Annotated in this window: 16 protein-coding genes; 2 read left to right on the top strand and 14 right to left on the bottom strand. The window is 53.9% G+C overall.

All coding sequences use genetic code 11. From position 1 onward, the window contains the following. Positions 1-9: 9 nt before the first annotated feature. The 5 genes from HS100_14845 to HS100_14825 form a co-directional block, all read right to left on the bottom strand. A complete protein-coding gene (locus HS100_14845; GenBank protein ID MBE7435190.1) occupies positions 10-348 on the bottom strand; it encodes a 4a-hydroxytetrahydrobiopterin dehydratase in 339 nt (112 codons plus the stop codon). Continuing rightward, a complete protein-coding gene (locus HS100_14840) occupies positions 345-3,038 on the bottom strand; it encodes a bifunctional transaldolase/phosoglucose isomerase (protein MBE7435189.1) in 2,694 nt (897 codons plus the stop codon). Before HS100_14840 ends, HS100_14845 begins: the two co-directional genes overlap by 4 nt. A gap of 55 nt (positions 3,039-3,093) precedes the next feature. Next, a complete protein-coding gene (gene rpiB, locus HS100_14835; GenBank protein ID MBE7435188.1) occupies positions 3,094-3,555 on the bottom strand; it encodes a ribose 5-phosphate isomerase B in 462 nt (153 codons plus the stop codon). Positions 3,556-3,651: 96 nt separating this feature from the next. After that, positions 3,652-5,622 (bottom strand): transketolase, encoded by a 1,971-nt coding sequence (tkt, locus tag HS100_14830; GenBank protein ID MBE7435187.1) that lies wholly within the window; start codon positions 5,620-5,622, stop codon positions 3,652-3,654. 21 nt (positions 5,623-5,643) lie between these two features. Next, on the bottom strand, positions 5,644-6,402 hold the full coding sequence (locus tag HS100_14825) for a DUF429 domain-containing protein (protein ID MBE7435186.1): 759 nt from the start codon (positions 6,400-6,402) through the stop codon (positions 5,644-5,646). 65 nt (positions 6,403-6,467) lie between these two features. Here HS100_14825 and HS100_14820 point away from each other — a divergent pair, with 65 nt between their 5' ends. Together HS100_14820 and HS100_14815 are read left to right on the top strand one after the other, a co-directional pair. Beyond that, the gene (locus tag HS100_14820; protein ID MBE7435185.1) at positions 6,468-7,004 is read left to right on the top strand and encodes a redoxin domain-containing protein; all 537 of its coding nucleotides are present in this window, start codon (positions 6,468-6,470) and stop codon (positions 7,002-7,004) included. Position 7,005: 1 nt separating this feature from the next. Next, the gene (locus HS100_14815) at positions 7,006-7,737 is read left to right on the top strand and encodes a prolipoprotein diacylglyceryl transferase (protein MBE7435184.1); all 732 of its coding nucleotides are present in this window, start codon (positions 7,006-7,008) and stop codon (positions 7,735-7,737) included. Positions 7,738-7,769: 32 nt separating this feature from the next. Here the strand turns inward: HS100_14815 and raiA are convergent, their stop codons facing one another. From raiA to HS100_14770, 9 genes are all read right to left on the bottom strand, one after another. After that, positions 7,770-8,333, bottom strand: a complete 564-nt coding sequence (raiA, locus tag HS100_14810) for a ribosome-associated translation inhibitor RaiA (protein ID MBE7435183.1) — start codon at positions 8,331-8,333, stop codon at positions 7,770-7,772. Between the two features lie 43 nt (positions 8,334-8,376). Continuing rightward, positions 8,377-9,105: a ComF family protein gene (locus HS100_14805; protein MBE7435182.1), complete on the bottom strand. Its 729-nt coding sequence runs from the start codon at positions 9,103-9,105 to the stop codon at positions 8,377-8,379. A gap of 50 nt (positions 9,106-9,155) precedes the next feature. Then, positions 9,156-10,127: a type II secretion system F family protein gene (locus tag HS100_14800; protein ID MBE7435181.1), complete on the bottom strand. Its 972-nt coding sequence runs from the start codon at positions 10,125-10,127 to the stop codon at positions 9,156-9,158. Between the two features lies 1 nt (position 10,128). Then, entirely contained in the window at positions 10,129-11,085 is a 957-nt protein-coding gene (locus HS100_14795; GenBank protein MBE7435180.1) for a type II secretion system F family protein, read from the bottom strand. 39 nt (positions 11,086-11,124) lie between these two features. Further along, positions 11,125-12,582 (bottom strand): CpaF family protein, encoded by a 1,458-nt coding sequence (locus HS100_14790; protein MBE7435179.1) that lies wholly within the window; start codon positions 12,580-12,582, stop codon positions 11,125-11,127. 11 nt (positions 12,583-12,593) lie between these two features. Beyond that, on the bottom strand, positions 12,594-13,835 hold the full coding sequence (locus tag HS100_14785; protein ID MBE7435178.1) for a response regulator: 1,242 nt from the start codon (positions 13,833-13,835) through the stop codon (positions 12,594-12,596). Between the two features lie 28 nt (positions 13,836-13,863). After that, a complete protein-coding gene (locus HS100_14780) occupies positions 13,864-14,952 on the bottom strand; it encodes a hypothetical protein (GenBank protein MBE7435177.1) in 1,089 nt (362 codons plus the stop codon). A gap of 144 nt (positions 14,953-15,096) precedes the next feature. Then, a complete protein-coding gene (locus HS100_14775) occupies positions 15,097-16,092 on the bottom strand; it encodes an ATP-binding protein (GenBank protein ID MBE7435176.1) in 996 nt (331 codons plus the stop codon). Between the two features lie 9 nt (positions 16,093-16,101). Further along, positions 16,102-16,797 carry a response regulator transcription factor gene (locus HS100_14770; GenBank protein ID MBE7435175.1) on the bottom strand — a complete coding sequence of 232 codons (696 nt, stop codon included), beginning with the start codon at positions 16,795-16,797 and terminating at the stop codon, positions 16,102-16,104. Between the last annotated feature and the right edge of the window lie 60 nt (positions 16,798-16,857).

Genomic DNA, 16,857 nt, shown 5'->3' with positions numbered 1-16,857 from the left:
TGGTAATCATCATTCCCCGAATAATTCGTCCGTTCTTGCCGCCATGATGAAATCGTTCTTGTGCAAGCCTTTGACCACATGAGTCCACCATTGGACGGTCACCCTGCCCCACTCCAGCGTGATTAGCGGATGGTGGTCTTCCTCTTCTGCGATTGCGGCGATCCTGTTCGCGAGAGCCAGCGCTTCTGCATAATCCTTCAGTTTGAAGACGCGCTGCAAGCGTTTGATCCCTTCCACTTCAATTAGCGCCCATTCAGGAACTTGCGATAATAGCCCGCTCACCTCAGCATCGGTCAAGGTGGGGTCGCCTTTTCGACATGGAATGCATTTTCCGGTTGCAAGGCTCATTTCAACAAATCCTCGATATCTTCAGGCTTCGAGAGGCGGATGCGCAAAACTTTGCGTCCCGCCGCTTTCAAAGCTTCGTAATCACCCAGCGCCTGCGCGCGGATGAGCGTGCCAAAGGTGAGACCCTGACCGGGAATATCCATGTCTTTTTCAGCATCGTACACGAACTGAATGAAACGGCCCTTGTTTGGACCGCCTTTGTGGAACTGCCCCGTCGAGTGCTGGAAGCGTGGACCGAAACCAGCCGTCACAGGCAGTTTTGTCTTTGCCCTAATGGCTACCCGCAAGGTTTGAATCGCTTCAATCATTTCAGGATTGCGCGGTAAATAAGCGTTGATCGTCACAAATTCACCTGCATGCGGGTTTGCTAAAAACTCTTCAATGGCTTTATTCGCATCCTTAACATCCACCAAACCGGCTTCTGCAAGTTTGCCCGTGGACTGATAATCCTTGATCTTGGCAATGGTACGCAATTTGCTCTCCTGCACGTCCGGCTGGTCAAATGCGTTGATTCCAAGAATGTGGCACGCCGTCGAAATCGCGATCTCCCAGCGGAAGAATTCAGCGCTGGCATCGTAGGCGCTCTCCATCGGAAAATCGATCACCGGAAAGCCGGCTTTCTTCAACTCGGATATGCCCGCTTCCAACTCGCCGTTGCACTTGATGTACACGAACAGCCGGTCGCTACCGTAATCTTCCGGTTTGCCAAGCGGTTCCAATACCACGGGTAGAATGCCTTTGCCATGCTTGCCACTGGACTCGGCAATGACCTGTTCGATCCATCCCGCCATCGCTGCCACCGGCGCATCCGCCAGGACCGTGAGCTTGTCCCTACCCATCAAAGCGGATTCTGCGATCAGAGCACCCAACGCCACTCCCGGGTTGCGCGCGGCAGGTACATCTGCCAGAGATTGTTTGCGCATCCTGTCTGCATTGCCGAGAAATTTATCGAAGTCGATGCCGAGCAAAGCGGCTGGGACCAATCCGAAGTCCGTCAATGCAGAGAAACGACCGCCTACCGTCGGGTCTGCATTAAAGACTTTGCGGAAACCGCGGTCGTTTGCCAGTTTTTCCAGTGAAGTTCCGGGATCTGTAGTAACAATGAAACGCGAGCCGTCATGATCGCTCAATTCCCAGAGGTAATCGAAGGCAGCCATCAGTTCGGCTGTCCCGCCGGATTTGCTGGCAATGATGTAAAGCGATTTATCCGGCGGGTAATTCTTTACCGCTTCCGCAACCTGAGCCGGGTCAGTGGAGTCCAGAATGGCAAGCGAAAGTTTTGCGTCGATCCTGAAGTTGGCAAGTAAAGAGCTGAGCACTTCAGCGGTCAGAGATGATCCACCCATGCCAATGACAAGAACCCGGTCGATCTTTTCATCATGGATTTGTTTTGCGAATGAGAGATAATCATCAAGCCGCCTACGGGCGTCGTCGACGGAATCCAACCAGCCGAGCCGTTTGGCAGCCTCAGCCCGGCCTTCGGGGTCGTCTGCACCGGACCAGAGCGTTACATCATGTTCCCAGAGGCGTTTGGGAAAAGACTCAATCTCCAGCTGGGATAATCTTTCAGAAACAGAATCAGCCAACGGCGCGATCGAGGCGAGCGCAGCTTTCCGTCGCTCTTCGATTGAATCCAGCAAGGCTTTGAACGCATCCGTAAAGGCTTTCACGCCTTCGTCTTCAAGTTCCTGCGTGACCGTGCTCATGGAAATCCCCTGTGCCTTGAGGTCGACGAAGATCTGCTGTACCTTTTCAAGATCGCGCGTGATGGTCATGGTCGCAGTGCCGTGATCGCGGAAAGCGTCCAGCGTGGCAGGCGGGACGGTATTGACGGTATCGGGTCCGATCAGTTCGTCGACATAAAGGGTATCGGAATATTTTGGGTTCTTGGTGCCGGTGGATGCCCATAAAGGACGCTGAACACGCGCGCGGAAGCGTGCCTTTAGGGAGGCAAATCGTGGCGATGTGAAGATGTCCTCGAATTGTTCGTAGGCGAGTTTGGCGTTGGCAACTGCTGCTTTGCCGCGAAGCGGGGAATCTTCGGGCAGTTTCGGGTCGATCTTTGAGTCCACCCGCGAGACAAAGAACGACGCGACAGATGCCACATGCTGCACCGGAAGGTTCTTGGCAACACGGTCTTCGATGCCTTCGAGGTATGCATTCATCACTTCGGCGTAACGGGAAAGGGAAAAAATAAGCGTAACATTGACGTTGATCCCCGCAGCAATACTGGCGCGGATGGCGGGAACGCCCTCCTTGGTGGCAGGAATCTTCACCATCAAATTCGGGCGATTTACACGGCTCCAAAGTTCCTGCGCCTGCTTGATCGTTCCCTCGGTATCCCGCGCCAGATTTGGACTGACCTCTATGCTGACAAACCCATCCCCACCGTCGGTCGAGTCGTACAACGGAGAAAAGAAGTCGCAGGCTTCCTGAATATCCTCAACGGCCAGTTGCCAGAATATCCTCTCTGCATCCCAACCGCCCCAAGCCAGCGGAACCAGCGCGGCATCATAATCGTTCGTCTTGGCAATGGCATTTTGGAAGATGGTCGGGTTCGAGGTCACACCGCGAATATCGCCGCGGTCGATCATTGCCTTCAATTCCCCATTTACCAATAACCTACGTTGAATGTTGTCATACCACAGGGACTGCCCAAGAGCGGTCAACTTCTTGATCGTTTCGGTCATGATATAAATTGCTCCTTATTACGCAAGAAGTAATTGACAATAACCAATTACCACTTTAACGATTCTCTTCTTCAATATCCTTGATCTTTCCCACACGGCGGGCAAATCGCTCGCCGCCGAATTTATCCCCCAGATACTCGGCATTCAAAAACGCTGGCACAAGAACTTTTACCAATTCCGGTCCGATCACGCGACCGCCGAGGCAGAGGACATTCATGGCGTCGTGCATTACGCCCTGCGCGGCGGAATAGGTATCATGGCAGATCGAGGCATAAACGCCTTTCATTTTATTCGCGGCGATTGCCGCGCCGATCCCCGAACCGCATATCAAGATCCCGCGTTCCGCCTCCGCATTTTGAATCTTCTCGCCGACCTTCTTCGTGAAATCGGGAAAATCCACCGCATCCTCGCTGAAACTGCCCACATCGATCACTTCATGTCCAAGCGATGCGACCGACTCGAGAACGACATATTTCAACGGGAATCCTGCATGATCGCAACCAACCGCAACTTTCATATTTCTCCTCATGTCATTGCGAGCGCAGAGCCCGAAGCAATCGCCAATTTCATGAAGATTGCATCGTCGGAAAGATCGCCCGCCTCGAATTGACTTCTATAGCTCTCTCGCCTTGGCAACAATATTTTCAACTGTAAAACCGAGCTTCTCGAAAATGATTTTATACGGTGCGGACGCGCCGAAACGCTCGATGCCGATGACGCTCTTCGCGTATCGCTCCCAGCCGAGGGTTGCCCCGGCTTCGACGGCGAGTCTCTTCTGAATGTTTTTCGGCAGCACCGACTCGCGATAAGCTTCATCCTGTTTCTCGAACAATTCCCAGCTTGGGAATGAAACCACGCGCACGCCCCTGCCCTCATTCGCGAGTTTCTGTGCGGCTTCCAGGATCAAACCCACCTCCGAGCCGGATGCCATAAGGATGATCTCGGGCGCGCCGAAGTCCTTCAGCACGTAAGCGCCTTTTTCAACCGGAGCGGGGGTTTCCAACGTCGGGACATTTTGCCGGGTCAAAGCCAACACAGTGGGACCGTCGCGCCGTGAGAGGGCAACCTTCCATGCCTTGGCGGTCTCATTGGCATCTGCCGGACGCACAACAACAAGGTTTGGAATAAGCCTCAAGGAAGTCAAATGCTCGATCGGCTGATGCGTGGGACCATCCTCCCCCAATCCCACCGAATCGTGCGTAAAAATAAAGATGGACGGGTAATGTGAAAGCGCCGCCAGGCGGACCGCAGCCCGCATGTAATCTGCAAAGACAAGGAACGTCCCCCCATACGGAATAACGCCGCCATATACCGCCATGCCGTTTAAGATGGAACCCATCGCATGTTCGCGCACGCCAAAGTGGAAGTTCCGTCCCTCAGGCGATCCTTTTTGGAAGGCAGGCGAACCATCGATCTTCGTGTTGTTCGATGGTGCTAGATCCGCCGAACCTCCGATGAGTTCGGGAAGTTTAGCGGCGAGCGCGTTGATGACCTTGCCCGAAGCGGCGCGGGTTGCCATGCCTTTCGAGTCAGCAGGAAATGTTGGTAATGTAGATTCCCATCCATCGGGGAGATTTCCCATGACCACCCGGCGGTTAAATTCCGCGCCTTGTTCAGGATATAAACGCGCATAGGCGTCACAACGTGCATTCCAATCCGCTTCGAGTTCGCGTCCGCGGTCGATGGCTTTCCGGAAAAATGTCAGCACATCCTCAGGGATAAGGAAACGCGGCTCCTGGGGCCAGCCGAGGTTGGATTTTGCAGCGTTGAGTTCTTCATCGCCGAGGGGTTCCCCATGGGCTTTCTGTGTCCCCTGTCGTGTTGGAGCACCGAAACCAATAATGGTGCGGCAAAGGATCAGGGAAGGGCGCGGGTCGGTCTTGGCAGTTTGGATGGCTTTATCGATGGCGTCGACGTCGTTGCCATCTTCCACGCGTTGGATGTGCCAGCCATATGCTTCGAAGCGCTTGGCGCGGTCTTCCGTGAATGCGAGATCGGTGGAGCCGTCAATGGATATTTTGTTATCGTCGTAGAGATAGATAAGCCGCCCGAGCGAGAGATGCCCAGCCAGGGATGCCGCCTCGGAGGCAACCCCTTCCATCAAATCGCCGTCGGTGACGATGGCATAGATATAAGAATCGACCAATTCATGGCCGGGTTTATTGAACAAGGCGGCAAGATGCGCCGCGGCGATCGCCATTCCCACACCGTTCGCGAATCCCTGCCCGAGCGGGCCGGTGGTGACTTCCACGCCGGGAGTCAAGCCGTATTCGGGATGACCGGGTGTCAGGCTGCCCCACTGGCGGAAGTTCTGCAATTGTTCGAGTGATAGGTCGTATCCGCTCAAATGGAGGAGGGAATACAGAAGCATCGACCCATGCCCGCCCGAAAGGATGAAGCGGTCGCGTCCCATCCATTTTGGATTGCGCGGATTATGTCTCAAATGACGGGTCCAGACCGTGTATGCCATTGCCGCCGCTCCCATCGGGAGACCCGGGTGGCCCGAGTTGGCTTTTTGCACGCCATCGGCCGACAAAAATCGAAGTGTATTGATTGCCTTGCTTTGAAGTTCAGAGGTTGTCATGGGGAAAATTTTACCATTCGGTCAGTATTTTTCCTTCAAGTTTTTTTCAGGCAGAACGATCTTCCCTTCCTTCGGATGCCCGATCATGGAAATGTTTTCCGCTTTATTGACTGCCACCCATGCCGTATAAGCGGCGACCATTGCGTCCAATTGTTCTGGCGAATACAACATTTCCAAGGGCCAGGCGCCTTTGATCATCTTATGGCGCGTGATCTCCTCGAAAAAATCCATGGGGTCCTTGATTCCCACACCGCTTTCGTACAGGAGCAATTGCCTTTGAAGTTTCCCCTCGACAGATGGCTTTGATTGCGGAATGCCGCCCGCCATGACGCAAAAACATGCATGAGGCTGGGTCTCCATTACCTGATAGGGGGATTTCTCGGCAGGGTATTTCTTAAACCCCATCTTCTCCAGTCTTCGAAATAAAGTAAAACCGGATTGAACCCAGGCCGGGCAGGTCCCCACGGTTGACGGCGTGCCCGCAACAGCGATCCCGCGTTCGCGCAACTCAATCTCCGCCATCCGAAACCCAGAGGCGCGGGATTTCAAGGTCTTGAACATCTCTTTTTTCTTTTCATGTACCAGGCCGCGGTTCACTCCGGAAGGAGCGTTGACCGCTGCAACTGCGGAAGATTGCCCTGCGAGAAACGCAGCCACCTCGTCCAATTCGCCGTCTGCCAATGCCACCAGGTTCATCCCCCTGTCCAATACCGCATAGGTAAACGACTTTTGTGAGGAGGTGGGGTCGATGCCGACGAAGACCGTATCAGTGAAAAGCATAGTATGATTTCAGATGATCGTACAGAAACAGGAAAGAAACAAACCCTATTTTACTTCTAAATCGCATGGATCGAACACAACGCCTCATTCTCTATGCGCTGACCCTGATCGCGGGTACCGCATGGATCATCCTTTCAGCCGGGACGGGTCCGATCACCCTGGAAGGTCCCGCTCCTCAAGCGGGCTTTCCCGCTCCCGATTTCACTCTTAAGAACGCCGCAGGCGATTCTTTCACGCTCTCTGAATTTAAAGGGAATGCAGTTTTGGTCAATATGTGGGCAACCTGGTGCCCGCCCTGCGAAGCGGAAATGCCCGCGATCGAAGCCATGTACAAGGAATACAAGGCACAGGGTTTTATTGTGCTAGCCGTGAACCAGACATTTCAGGACAATCCCTTCGAAATAACCCCATTCATAGAAGAACACAACCTGACCTTTCCCATCCTGCTCGATGAGACCGGCGAGACAGTGCGCATGTATCAAGTCCGTTCCCTGCCATCCTCCTATTTCATCGACCGCTTCGGCGTCATCACCGAGGTCGTGATCGGCGGACCGATGTCCGAAGCCTTGCTGCGTACGCGCATCGAGGAGGCGTTGAAATAAGATGCTCGAAATTTTCCAGAATCTTTTCGCGCCTCCGCGGCATATGATCCTGTTGATCGTCGCCGCATGGATCGGACTCACCCTCGCCGAACGCCGCACGGTACGGCATAAAGTCGGCAAGGAAGATCTTAACAACATCACATTCTACGGCATGATCGCCTTTGTCCTCGGCGGGCGTCTTTCATACATCCTGCAAAATTTGTCCGCCTTCTCCAAAAGTCCGATCGGGATCATTTCGATCAACCCGGACTTGTTCGATCCGTCCGGAGGCCTTGCCGCCGCGCTCATCGTCCTGCTCGTTTACGCGCAAAGGAGGCAGATCCCGCTCTGGAATGCGCTCGATGCGCTCACGCTATTCTTTGCTGTGATCTCGATCGGTATGGGATTAAGTCGCATCGCATCCGGCGATGGGTTTGGGATTCCCACCAGCCTGTCGTGGGGGATCGAACTTTGGAACGCGACCCGGCATCCAACCCAGATCTATGAAACGCTCGCCTCGCTCCTGATCCTGATTCTGGTCTGGCGCTTCAAACCAATTCCACACCCCGGCTTTCCCTTCTTAACCTTCGCCGCACTGACGGCTCTCTCTCAACTTTTCCTGCAAGCCTTTCGCGCGAATTACTCTGTATTCTTCGAAAGATATCGGGGCGAACAAGTCCTTGCATGGATCGCGCTCCTGGCATGTTTCATCCTACTGGAGTCAAAGTTTAATACCAAATCAAAAACGGACTGATCTTCGTCAGCCCGTTTTTGATTATTAAGATTTTACCCGAGTTCCGGCTCGATCAAGCCGTAACTCCCATTGCGCCTGCGGTACAGCACATTGATCTTGCTTGTCTCAGCATTGTAAAAGATGAAGAAATTATCATGACCAAGGTTGCGCATCTGCACCAGCGCCTCATCCTCGGACATTGGATAAAGCACGAATTTCTTCCGTTTGGCAAACAGCGGCGAGAGCTCCCCTGTTTCATCGTCGATGATGTCGTCCGCGACCTCCGCCGCGGAACGTCCATCCCCGCGCCCGTGATATTTCTTCCCCTTGTATTTCTCGATCTGGCGCTGGAGATTGTCGATCGCCATATCGAAGGCGGCAAGCGCTTCGTCCGCGCGTTCCTCGGAACGGAACGTGAAACCCTTACCGAAAACCGTCACCTGGGCGACGTTCCTGTCCTTGGCATCGCGCGCCGCCTTATGGTGCGACAACTCCACGCGGGCTTCGTCGATGGCCGGCAGGTAGTGATCGAGGTTTCCGGCCTTTTTCGTGACGTATTCCTCGATCCGTTCCGTTAAACGGATGTGACGTGTCTGAACTTCCACTTTATTGGACATAAGAAGCTCCTTTTTGGGTTGTTAAGTTACAAACACAAACACGCTACGCGATTCCCAAGCCGTGATGGGGCATTGCGCGCGCGATCGTCAACGCAAATACGTCCCGGGCACCGGAGGCATATAGCGTCTCCGCGCCGGAGGACAGAGTCGAACCGGTTGTCGAAACATCATCGATGATTAGGACGATTTTCCCGTTTACCCCCGCGTTTGCCTGGAAGGCTCCGCTCACATTTTTTTGCCTCTCCTCCCTGCTCAATCCCACCTGCGAACGCGTTTCTTTTTTTCGCACCAACGCGTTTGAAGAGTAGTCTACCCCCAAACCCATGGCAAGCGGTTTTGCAATCATGGCAACCTGATTATATCCCCTTTCCCGCAATCGTTGTTTCCCAAGCGGGATGGGAATTATCAAATCGGCGTTCCAATTCAGTCCGCGCACAAAGGTCAACATGTGCGCTGCAATTGCGTCGCCCATTGAAAGATCTCGCCGGTATTTCAATTTATGCAGTGCCGAACGAAGCGGTTCTTCGAATTCCGCCCAGGCTCTCAGGGAACGAAAATACGGTTTGCGCGCCAGGCAGGTTGCGCATGTCCCTGCCTTTTCCTGGGGCAAACCGCATACGTCGCATAGTATTCCGTTCAGTATTTTTACCTTCCGCTGGCAATCCAGGCACCAGCGTGAGCCTGCCTTCCCGCAGCCGCCACATTCAGGCGGGAATAGCAGGTCGAGTGAATTCCAGATAGTACGATACGCCTTGTATTTCCAGTTCTCCAAAGGACCCTACCAAGATAACAAGGTTAGTGTATTTTGGACCAGGCCGATGTCTAGGGCCCGATGAACGGAGCGAACGCCTCCGCGATCTGAAAGGCAGCGGGAGCCATGAGAATGATCATGATCGAAGGAAAGGTCAGCAAAGCCATTGGGATGATCATTTTCACAGGCGCTTGATGTGCCTGCTCCTCGGCTCGTTGACGCCGCTTCAACCTCATCTGGTCGGACTGAATACGCAGGACTTTCGCCATGCTCACACCGAGAAGCTGGCTTTGGATGACAGCAGCCACGAAACTGGTCAATTCCGTCAAGCCGATCCGGTCAGCCATGTCGCGCAGGGCTTCGCGCTGCGTTTTTCCAAGTTGGATCTCACGGATACACCTGCCAAACATGATGGACAGTTCGTTCTCCCACTTGTCCGCCACTTTAGACATCGCTGCCTCGAAACCCAAACCCGCCTCCACGCATATCGTGAGCAGGTCAAGCGCGTCAGGAAGCGCTTTCCGAACCTCGTTTTGTCTGCGGGTGATCCGGCTCGAAAGCCACATCTGGGGAAAGAAAAAACCGAGGACGGTGAACAAACCAACGACAAGGATGATGCGCCCGGTGGGCCACGTCACCTGGGGCAGGTTCGATATCAATGTCAAGAGGCCGCCAAACAAGGCAGCGCCGACAAAACGGGTTGCCAGAAACGTCGCCGCGTCGATCCGTCCCGGATTCCCAGCCAGTTCAAGTTTGAGTGTCGTTTCCTGCAGAAGTTTCTCCGGGGTAAAGCGGGCGGAGATATCGCCAACCCGCTTTACGATAGGGATGACGACACGCTCCATGAAAGGCTGCTGAAGTTCGATGTCTTCGAGCGAAACGTTTTCGCCGCGCTGGGTCGCTTCCGCCAGGCGCGCAAGGACCGGGTCGGATTCTTCGCCCTGCACCTGGCGGGCGAGGCGCGCCCCGATCACCACCACGAATCCGATTCCCCCGATAATGGCCAGGACGATTACGATCGCAATGATGGTTCCCAATTCCATGCTATACCTCGATATCCGCAATTCTCATCATGACGAAATAACCGGAAAAGATCAAACCGAGAACGACACAGATGATTATGCCTGCGCACAACATTCCCCGGTCGGTGATGGATAAAAGATAATCCGGATTGAGGAACCAGAGGATCAAAGTCAGACCAAATGGGATGAGAGAAAGAACCGTTCCGGAGGTTCGGACCTGCGCCGTCAATACGCGAACCTCGCCCTTAATGCGAATTCGTTCGCGAATGGTAAAGGAGATATTATCGAGAATCTCCGATAGATTACCGCCCACTTCGCGCTGGACGTTGATCGCTGTTACGACAAAATCAAGATCGTCGCTGGGAATGCGGCGAAGAAGATTGTCGAGCGCCGTTTCCATAGGGATGCCGATCTGCAATTCCTGCACGACGCGGCGAAACTCGTCATTGATCGGAGCCGGAAGTTCCTTGCTGATCGCCTCCATGGCCTGCATGGTGGAGTAACCGGCGCGGAGTCCGTTTACCATGAGGTTCAGCATATCCGGCAGCTGGTCGCTGAATTTTTGCAGCCTTTTTCTCTGTTGTGAGCGGACATACATGCGCGGCGCAATCGCGCCGAAGACAGCGCCGATCAATGCCGAGAACCAATGTTGATTTCCAATGAACCACGCTACAAGTCCGAAGAATAAAATGCTCAGTGCGATTAAAACGATATATTCGGCCACCTTGAATTTCAGATCCGCACGCGCCAGATCGCGCGCAATGCGGCCGCCGAACGGGGTTTTTTCCACCCGCTTGGAAACCCAGTTCGTAATGACATACTTCTGAGCCTCCCGATCGAGGTTTTTCTGCCCTTCATCCTCAATATATTGGCTGAGGCGCTCCTCGACCAGGGAACGCTCGCTGTTCAAAGAGGCAATCAGACCAAAAATCAGCAGAACGATCAGGACTATTCCGCCAACAATGATGATCCATTCCATTGAGCTACTTCCTTTGGTTCCAGTCTTCCTGACATCTGATTAGTATCGTCTTCGTTCGCCAATGCCGAATATGGAGGGCGGTAAGTGGATGCCCGCCGCCTCGATCTTGTCCATGAACTTAGGTCGCAAGCCTGTCGGGCGAAGCCGGCCGACAATGCGTCCGTTCTCCGTACCCGTCTGTTCAAATATGAAAATATCGGTCATGGTGATCACATCACCTTCCATGCCGCTCACCTCGGCGATGGTAACCACCTTACGGGTGCCGTCACGCATGCGTTCCTGTTGGCAAATGACATCCACCGCGCTTGCCACCTGTTCTCGGATCGCCCTCACAGGCAGGTCCATGCCGGCCATCAAACACATGGTTTCGATACGAGCCAAAGCGTCGCGAGGCGAGTTGGCATGAGCGGTCGTCATCGAGCCGTCATGGCCGGTGTTCATTGCTTGAAGCATATCCAGGGTCTCGCCACCGCGACATTCGCCGACAATGATGCGTTCAGGGCGCATACGGAGGGCGTTGATCACCAGGTCGCGGATCGTTATTTCACCGCGGCCTTCGATGTTCGGAGGGCGGGATTCAAGGGTGACCACATGCTCCTGGCGCAACTGCAATTCTGCGGCGTTTTCGATGGTAATGATGCGCTCGTCGGATGGAATGAAACCCGAAAGAACATTCAACAGGGTCGTTTTACCTGAACCGGTACCGCCGGAAATGATGATGTTAAGCCGCGCTTCGACGCAAGCCTTGAGAAATTGCACCGATTCAGGACTGACCGACCCGAATTGGATCATCTGGTCCACCGTAATGGGGTTCTTGGAAAATTTACGGATCGTCAGGACCGGTCCCACAAGCGAAATGGGCGGAATGACGGCATTGACGCGGGAACCGTCAGGAAGGCGGGCGTCCACGTATGGGCTCGATTCGTCGATACGGCGTCCAAGCGGAGCAACGATGCGGTCGATGATCCGCATGACGTGATCGTTGTTTTCAAACGTGATCGGAACGCGATGCACTTTACCCTTGCGTTCGATATAAACATTCTTGGGTCCGTTCACCATGATTTCAGTGATCGTGTCGTCTTCGAGAAGGGACTGCAACGGACCGAAACCGAGGATTTCCGCCGATATTTGTTCGAACAGTCTCGCGCGTTCGGGACGCGAAAGTACGATGTTTTCTTCGGTCAGGATCTGCTCGAACAGGTTTTGGATGGTACGGCGAACCTCATCGGTCCTTGTGACATCCATCGACGGATCGATCTCGGCAAGGAGTTTGTTTTGCACCCGGGTTTTGAGGTCGAAATAAGAGCCAGCCTGGGGTGACGTGATCGGCGCGCTGACCCTCCTGGCTTGGAGGGAGGATAGTCGTGATGAATCGCCTCCGCCTCCGGAAGTCCCCTGACCTTCGCCTCCCGTCTTCGGCGGAACCTGCGCTGGTGAACTGGGTGTCTGCTGACTCCCCGATCCCTGCCCCTGTTCTATGCGTCTCAATAAAGACATGCTCTTTCTCCTTACCGCTTAATCGCGGAACTCTCGTTTTCATTTTCCAAAGCGATCAAGCGCGCACGAACGGTTTCCGCCAGGGAGAAAATTCCTCTTCCAATCGGCTGGGATTTATTATCCAGCATGAAGGGAACTCCGCGGTTGACCGCATTTATGGCTATTTTTTCATCCAGCGGAATGGCTGAAGCTATTTCATGTTTAAGATTTTCGCCCACACGTTCGGGGGTGATGGCAATGCGTTTGTCGTAGCGGTTCATGGCAAAAATGATGCGCTCTTTGCCGACCCCCATCGTATTCAACAGGTCCAATATCAACCGGGAATTCTTGATGGCGGGAATCTCCTGGGTGGTGACCAGCACCACAACATCGCTTATATCGAATGCGGAAAGAATGACATCGGTGAGAATCGGCGAGGTATCAACGACGACATAGGAATAGATCTTCTGCAGGAATTGCAGGACTTTCATGAACTGGTCGGGCGAAACCTTCTCCGCCATTTCCGGCCGTTGTGGTGCCGCCAGAATGCGGATCCCGGAAGCTTCGTGTTTGATCAGAATCTCATCCGCAATCTCGGCATCGAGGTCGTCCACACGCGGGGCGATGTCGACAATCGTATTTTTCCCCTGTTCGTTCACAAAGATGGCCACATCTCCAAATTGCAGATTACCATCGACAAGGACAGACCGCGTATCCTCGTTATTCAAGGCAATCGCCAGGTTGACGGCAATGGTCGTACAACCTGTGCCGCCCTTCGGGCTATAGACAAGGACGATCTTCCCTCGAACCGGCGGCGCATAACCTCCAAAGCCCGCCATCCCTGCCGCTGCGGACATCGCCATTTGTTGTTTGGCGCCCTTCTCGCGTTCAACATGCGCCATCTCCCCCGCCCGCTTGATCGCGGATATCAGCTCATCGCCAAGAGGGGGCTTCGTCAGAAAATCCCTCGCCCCGGCAAGCATGGCGCGACGCATATAATTTTGGTCGCTTTGAACGGAAAGGATAACGACTTGCACGTGCGGGGATTGCGAACGTATATTTTCCGTAGCTGTGATGCCGTCGATATCCGGCATATTGATATCCATCAACACCACATCGGGGTTGACTTCCTGGGAAAGTTGAATCCCCTCCCGTCCCGTTCGAGCCGTGCCGACAACCTCTATGTCAGACTCGAACTGCAGGAGTTTGCGTACGTTTTCTCGGGTCTCAGCGATATCGTCTACTATTAAGACTCGGATCTTATCAGCAGCCATGGATAATACTTCCAGTCATTAAGTCCTTTTATTCCTCAGGCGGAGGCGCATCATTCGGTAACGCCGGTGACACAAGCACGGTCAGAGCGGGGTGCAACGCGTAGGGAAGTTTTGCGGGAACCGGGATGTTATATTGACTTAATAAGAATTGAAGGGTGGACGCCTCTGTTGCGAGCCGGGTCTGATCGGACGGGTTCCGCAAAGTAAGGGAGAGCTTTGCGTTTGTATAGATCAGGTAGGAAAGCGTCACTGAATCCTGTGGAGTGACGACCAGGGTTACGAGGTCGGGAGTAACAGGCGCGGGTTGTTCGGCATTGGGGTCTGCGGGTTGCTGGTCAGCCGTGGCGGCGGATTCCACAAGAGGGAAATCACCCAGGCGCAGCACAACCACATCCTGCAGAAGAGTCTGACACACTGTTCGCGGGCGCTGAGCTTCGGACGGAATCAAATAATAGGGTTGTTGGACCGATGGATCTAATTCCAAACGACCCTGAGCAGCGCCTGATGAGACAACACCCAAGGAAAGGATGGGCAGTCCCTGGGTTGTAAAGCCCTGGGCATCTGCACCTTGAAGAATGCCGCCCAAGCCGGTCCCGGTGAGAATTGCGGTCAGATTCGGTAGAATTGTCTGGTAGGCTGGGTCGACATCCACAAAAAGGAGGCAGACATTGACGTTGACATGCGCTCCGCTATTTACCGCATAGCCGGATGTTCCAAGGCGGTCGATGGGAACAGACATGGCGGTCATGCCCGGCGGGATGACGGACGCCCAATCAGGTCCGGAGATCGCGACCTCGGAAGAATCGCCAACCATGGGTTCCGTGATGACAACACCCTGGTCGAGAGGCAATCTGGCTGTCTTATCCACAAGAAACGGCAGCTCGTCACGGGTGAACATGACCGATACCACTCGTTCCTGCGGGATGCTCAACGTACCAAGCACATCTTCGGTGATCTTGCCTCCTTGTGGAATGTTCTGAGCTGCATAATATATATCCACATACGTGGGCTGTTCGGTGGGCGGGGGCGCCAGGAATTGGCGCAATGCCACGAAACCGACCACGAGGGCGATGATGACGATCAAAAGCACCAAGATCAGTGTACGAGCGCGACGCATACGTATCTCCTCTCGACTAGCTGCGATTTATTTCCGCAACTTTATAACATTTCAATTATACAGGAAAAATATCAAATGCATGTTTGGAGGGGTCGGCGACAGTCGATACGCCGAGCTCCTTACAAGATTGTTAACCAGATGGGTCTAGATTCTTGCCTGGACCGTAAAGGAAATCTTGGTTCCCGAGCCGACTGAACTATCCACCTCAAATTTCCCACCCAACATCTCAGAACGCTCCCGAATCAACTTCAACCCAAGGTTGCCGGATTCTTTCAATACTTCCGGGTCGAAACCCCGCCCATTGTCATCGACAGTAACCCGCAGATAATCGTTCCCAAGGTCGAGATGGACTTTTACCAGGGTGGCCTGGCTGTGACGCGCCGCATTCCCAAGAAGCTCCTGAACCGCCCGGAAAATCATTACTTCCAGATACGGCTCGAGGCGGCGTTCGTTACCGGATACGGTGACACTTACGTCCATGCCTGACTGTTCCTTGAACGCGTCCGCGTATTTCCGAAGGGTGGGAACCAGACCGAGATCGTCCAGCATCATCGGCCGCAATTCGAATATGTAGCCTCTCACCTTTTGAAATGTGCTCATCGCCGAGGTTTTCAAATTCGCCAGTTCTGCCTTTGCCTGCGAAGAGTCTACATCCAGCAGGCGCATGGCGATCTCGGTTTGAAGGATAAAATTCGAGAGCGCCTGGGCGGGACCGTCATGCATCTGCCGCGACAAGCGCTGGCGCTCGGCTTCCTGCGCATTGACGATCATTTCGATGCCGCTCATTTGTTCCTTGGAAGAACCGGCGGAGTTCACATCCCCGCTGTTCCGGTTCATTATCTCCTCCAAAACCGCTTTGTACTTCTCAAGGTGAGATTTATCATTTTGTAATTTTTCCAACTGTCCCCGCATCACCAACAGCCTCTGCTGGGCATCCAATGCCGAATCATACGCCATTTTTATATCTTCCACCGCACCACCCTGTTTTACAATCTGTTGTAAATGCGATGTGATCGCTGTATTCCTTTGGGCGAGTTTGGAAAGTTCCCCCTGGCTTTGTTCCATCATCAGCGTGACTTCGCGCAGGGCGCGCTGGGTCTCATCCAATTCGCTTCTGTAATCGACAGTCTCGTCGGGCATGAAATTCTCCTAGGGGCGGATATCCGTATCGCGCAGGGTGACCCAGCCGCGTTTCAACGCGTACACAACCGCCTGCGTGCGATCCTCCACGCCGAACTTGCGCAGGATGGCAGTGACATGGTTCTTGACGGTCTGGTGGCTGATGCCCAAAAGCGATGCAATCTCTTTATTGCTCATGCCGCGCACAACACAACCAAGGACTTCCATTTCGCGGTCTGACAATGGATGGAAAGGTGCTCCGGGTTCGCTATAGGAACGACGCGCGCCTTCCATGCTTTCCTCCACCCACAGTTCCAATTCGCGGCGGGTGAAGACGTTATTGGCGAAGACGTACTTCCCTTCAGCCACTTCGCGGATGATGCGTGAAAGATTTTGAGGTTCGATATCCTTCGAGCAATATCCATGCGCTCCCGCAAGCGCGGCATGGATCGCCTGCTCCACGTCGTCGTAACCGGTCATTAAAATGATGCGCGTGCCGACCTTATCCTGCGAGACCTGGTGCGTGATCTGCTGGCCGTTCATTCCCGGGAGATTCACATCCAGTACCGCGACATTCGGTTTTTTGGTTCGGATCAATTCCAGCGCATCATCACCAGACGCAGACTGGGCAATGATCCTCATATCCGATTCCAGGGACAGCGCATCCACCACGCCCTGGCGAAAAAGCGGGTGGTCGTCGACAACTAGCAGGGTGATCTGATTCATGTCAGGCCCAATCTCTCATTTCCTTTTGATTTGTTCGCTTTCCAATATTAATGGGCATAT

The organism is Anaerolineales bacterium (assembly GCA_015075725.1).
Classification (GTDB): Bacteria; Chloroflexota; Anaerolineae; order Anaerolineales; family Villigracilaceae; genus Villigracilis.
Note: the sequence above shows the minus strand (reverse complement) of the source record. Positions and strands in the feature narration are given on the sequence as shown.

Excerpts from the sequence above, each read along its gene's own strand:
- HS100_14845 (MBE7435190.1), bottom strand. The coding sequence starts at position 348 with ATGAGCCTTGCAACCGGAAAATGCATTCCATGTCGAAAAGGCGACCCC.
- HS100_14840 (MBE7435189.1), bottom strand. The coding sequence starts at position 3,038 with ATGACCGAAACGATCAAGAAGTTGACCGCTCTTGGGCAGTCCCTGTGG.
- rpiB (MBE7435188.1), bottom strand. The coding sequence starts at position 3,555 with ATGAAAGTTGCGGTTGGTTGCGATCATGCAGGATTCCCGTTGAAATAT.
- tkt (MBE7435187.1), bottom strand. The coding sequence starts at position 5,622 with ATGACAACCTCTGAACTTCAAAGCAAGGCAATCAATACACTTCGATTT.
- HS100_14825 (MBE7435186.1), bottom strand. The coding sequence starts at position 6,402 with ATGCTTTTCACTGATACGGTCTTCGTCGGCATCGACCCCACCTCCTCA.
- HS100_14820 (MBE7435185.1), top strand. The coding sequence starts at position 6,468 with ATGGATCGAACACAACGCCTCATTCTCTATGCGCTGACCCTGATCGCG.
- HS100_14815 (MBE7435184.1), top strand. The coding sequence starts at position 7,006 with ATGCTCGAAATTTTCCAGAATCTTTTCGCGCCTCCGCGGCATATGATC.
- raiA (MBE7435183.1), bottom strand. The coding sequence starts at position 8,333 with ATGTCCAATAAAGTGGAAGTTCAGACACGTCACATCCGTTTAACGGAA.
- HS100_14800 (MBE7435181.1), bottom strand. The coding sequence starts at position 10,127 with ATGGAATTGGGAACCATCATTGCGATCGTAATCGTCCTGGCCATTATC.
- HS100_14795 (MBE7435180.1), bottom strand. The coding sequence starts at position 11,085 with ATGGAATGGATCATCATTGTTGGCGGAATAGTCCTGATCGTTCTGCTG.
- HS100_14790 (MBE7435179.1), bottom strand. The coding sequence starts at position 12,582 with ATGTCTTTATTGAGACGCATAGAACAGGGGCAGGGATCGGGGAGTCAG.
- HS100_14785 (MBE7435178.1), bottom strand. The coding sequence starts at position 13,835 with ATGGCTGCTGATAAGATCCGAGTCTTAATAGTAGACGATATCGCTGAG.
- HS100_14780 (MBE7435177.1), bottom strand. The coding sequence starts at position 14,952 with ATGCGTCGCGCTCGTACACTGATCTTGGTGCTTTTGATCGTCATCATC.
- HS100_14775 (MBE7435176.1), bottom strand. The coding sequence starts at position 16,092 with ATGCCCGACGAGACTGTCGATTACAGAAGCGAATTGGATGAGACCCAG.
- HS100_14770 (MBE7435175.1), bottom strand. The coding sequence starts at position 16,797 with ATGAATCAGATCACCCTGCTAGTTGTCGACGACCACCCGCTTTTTCGC.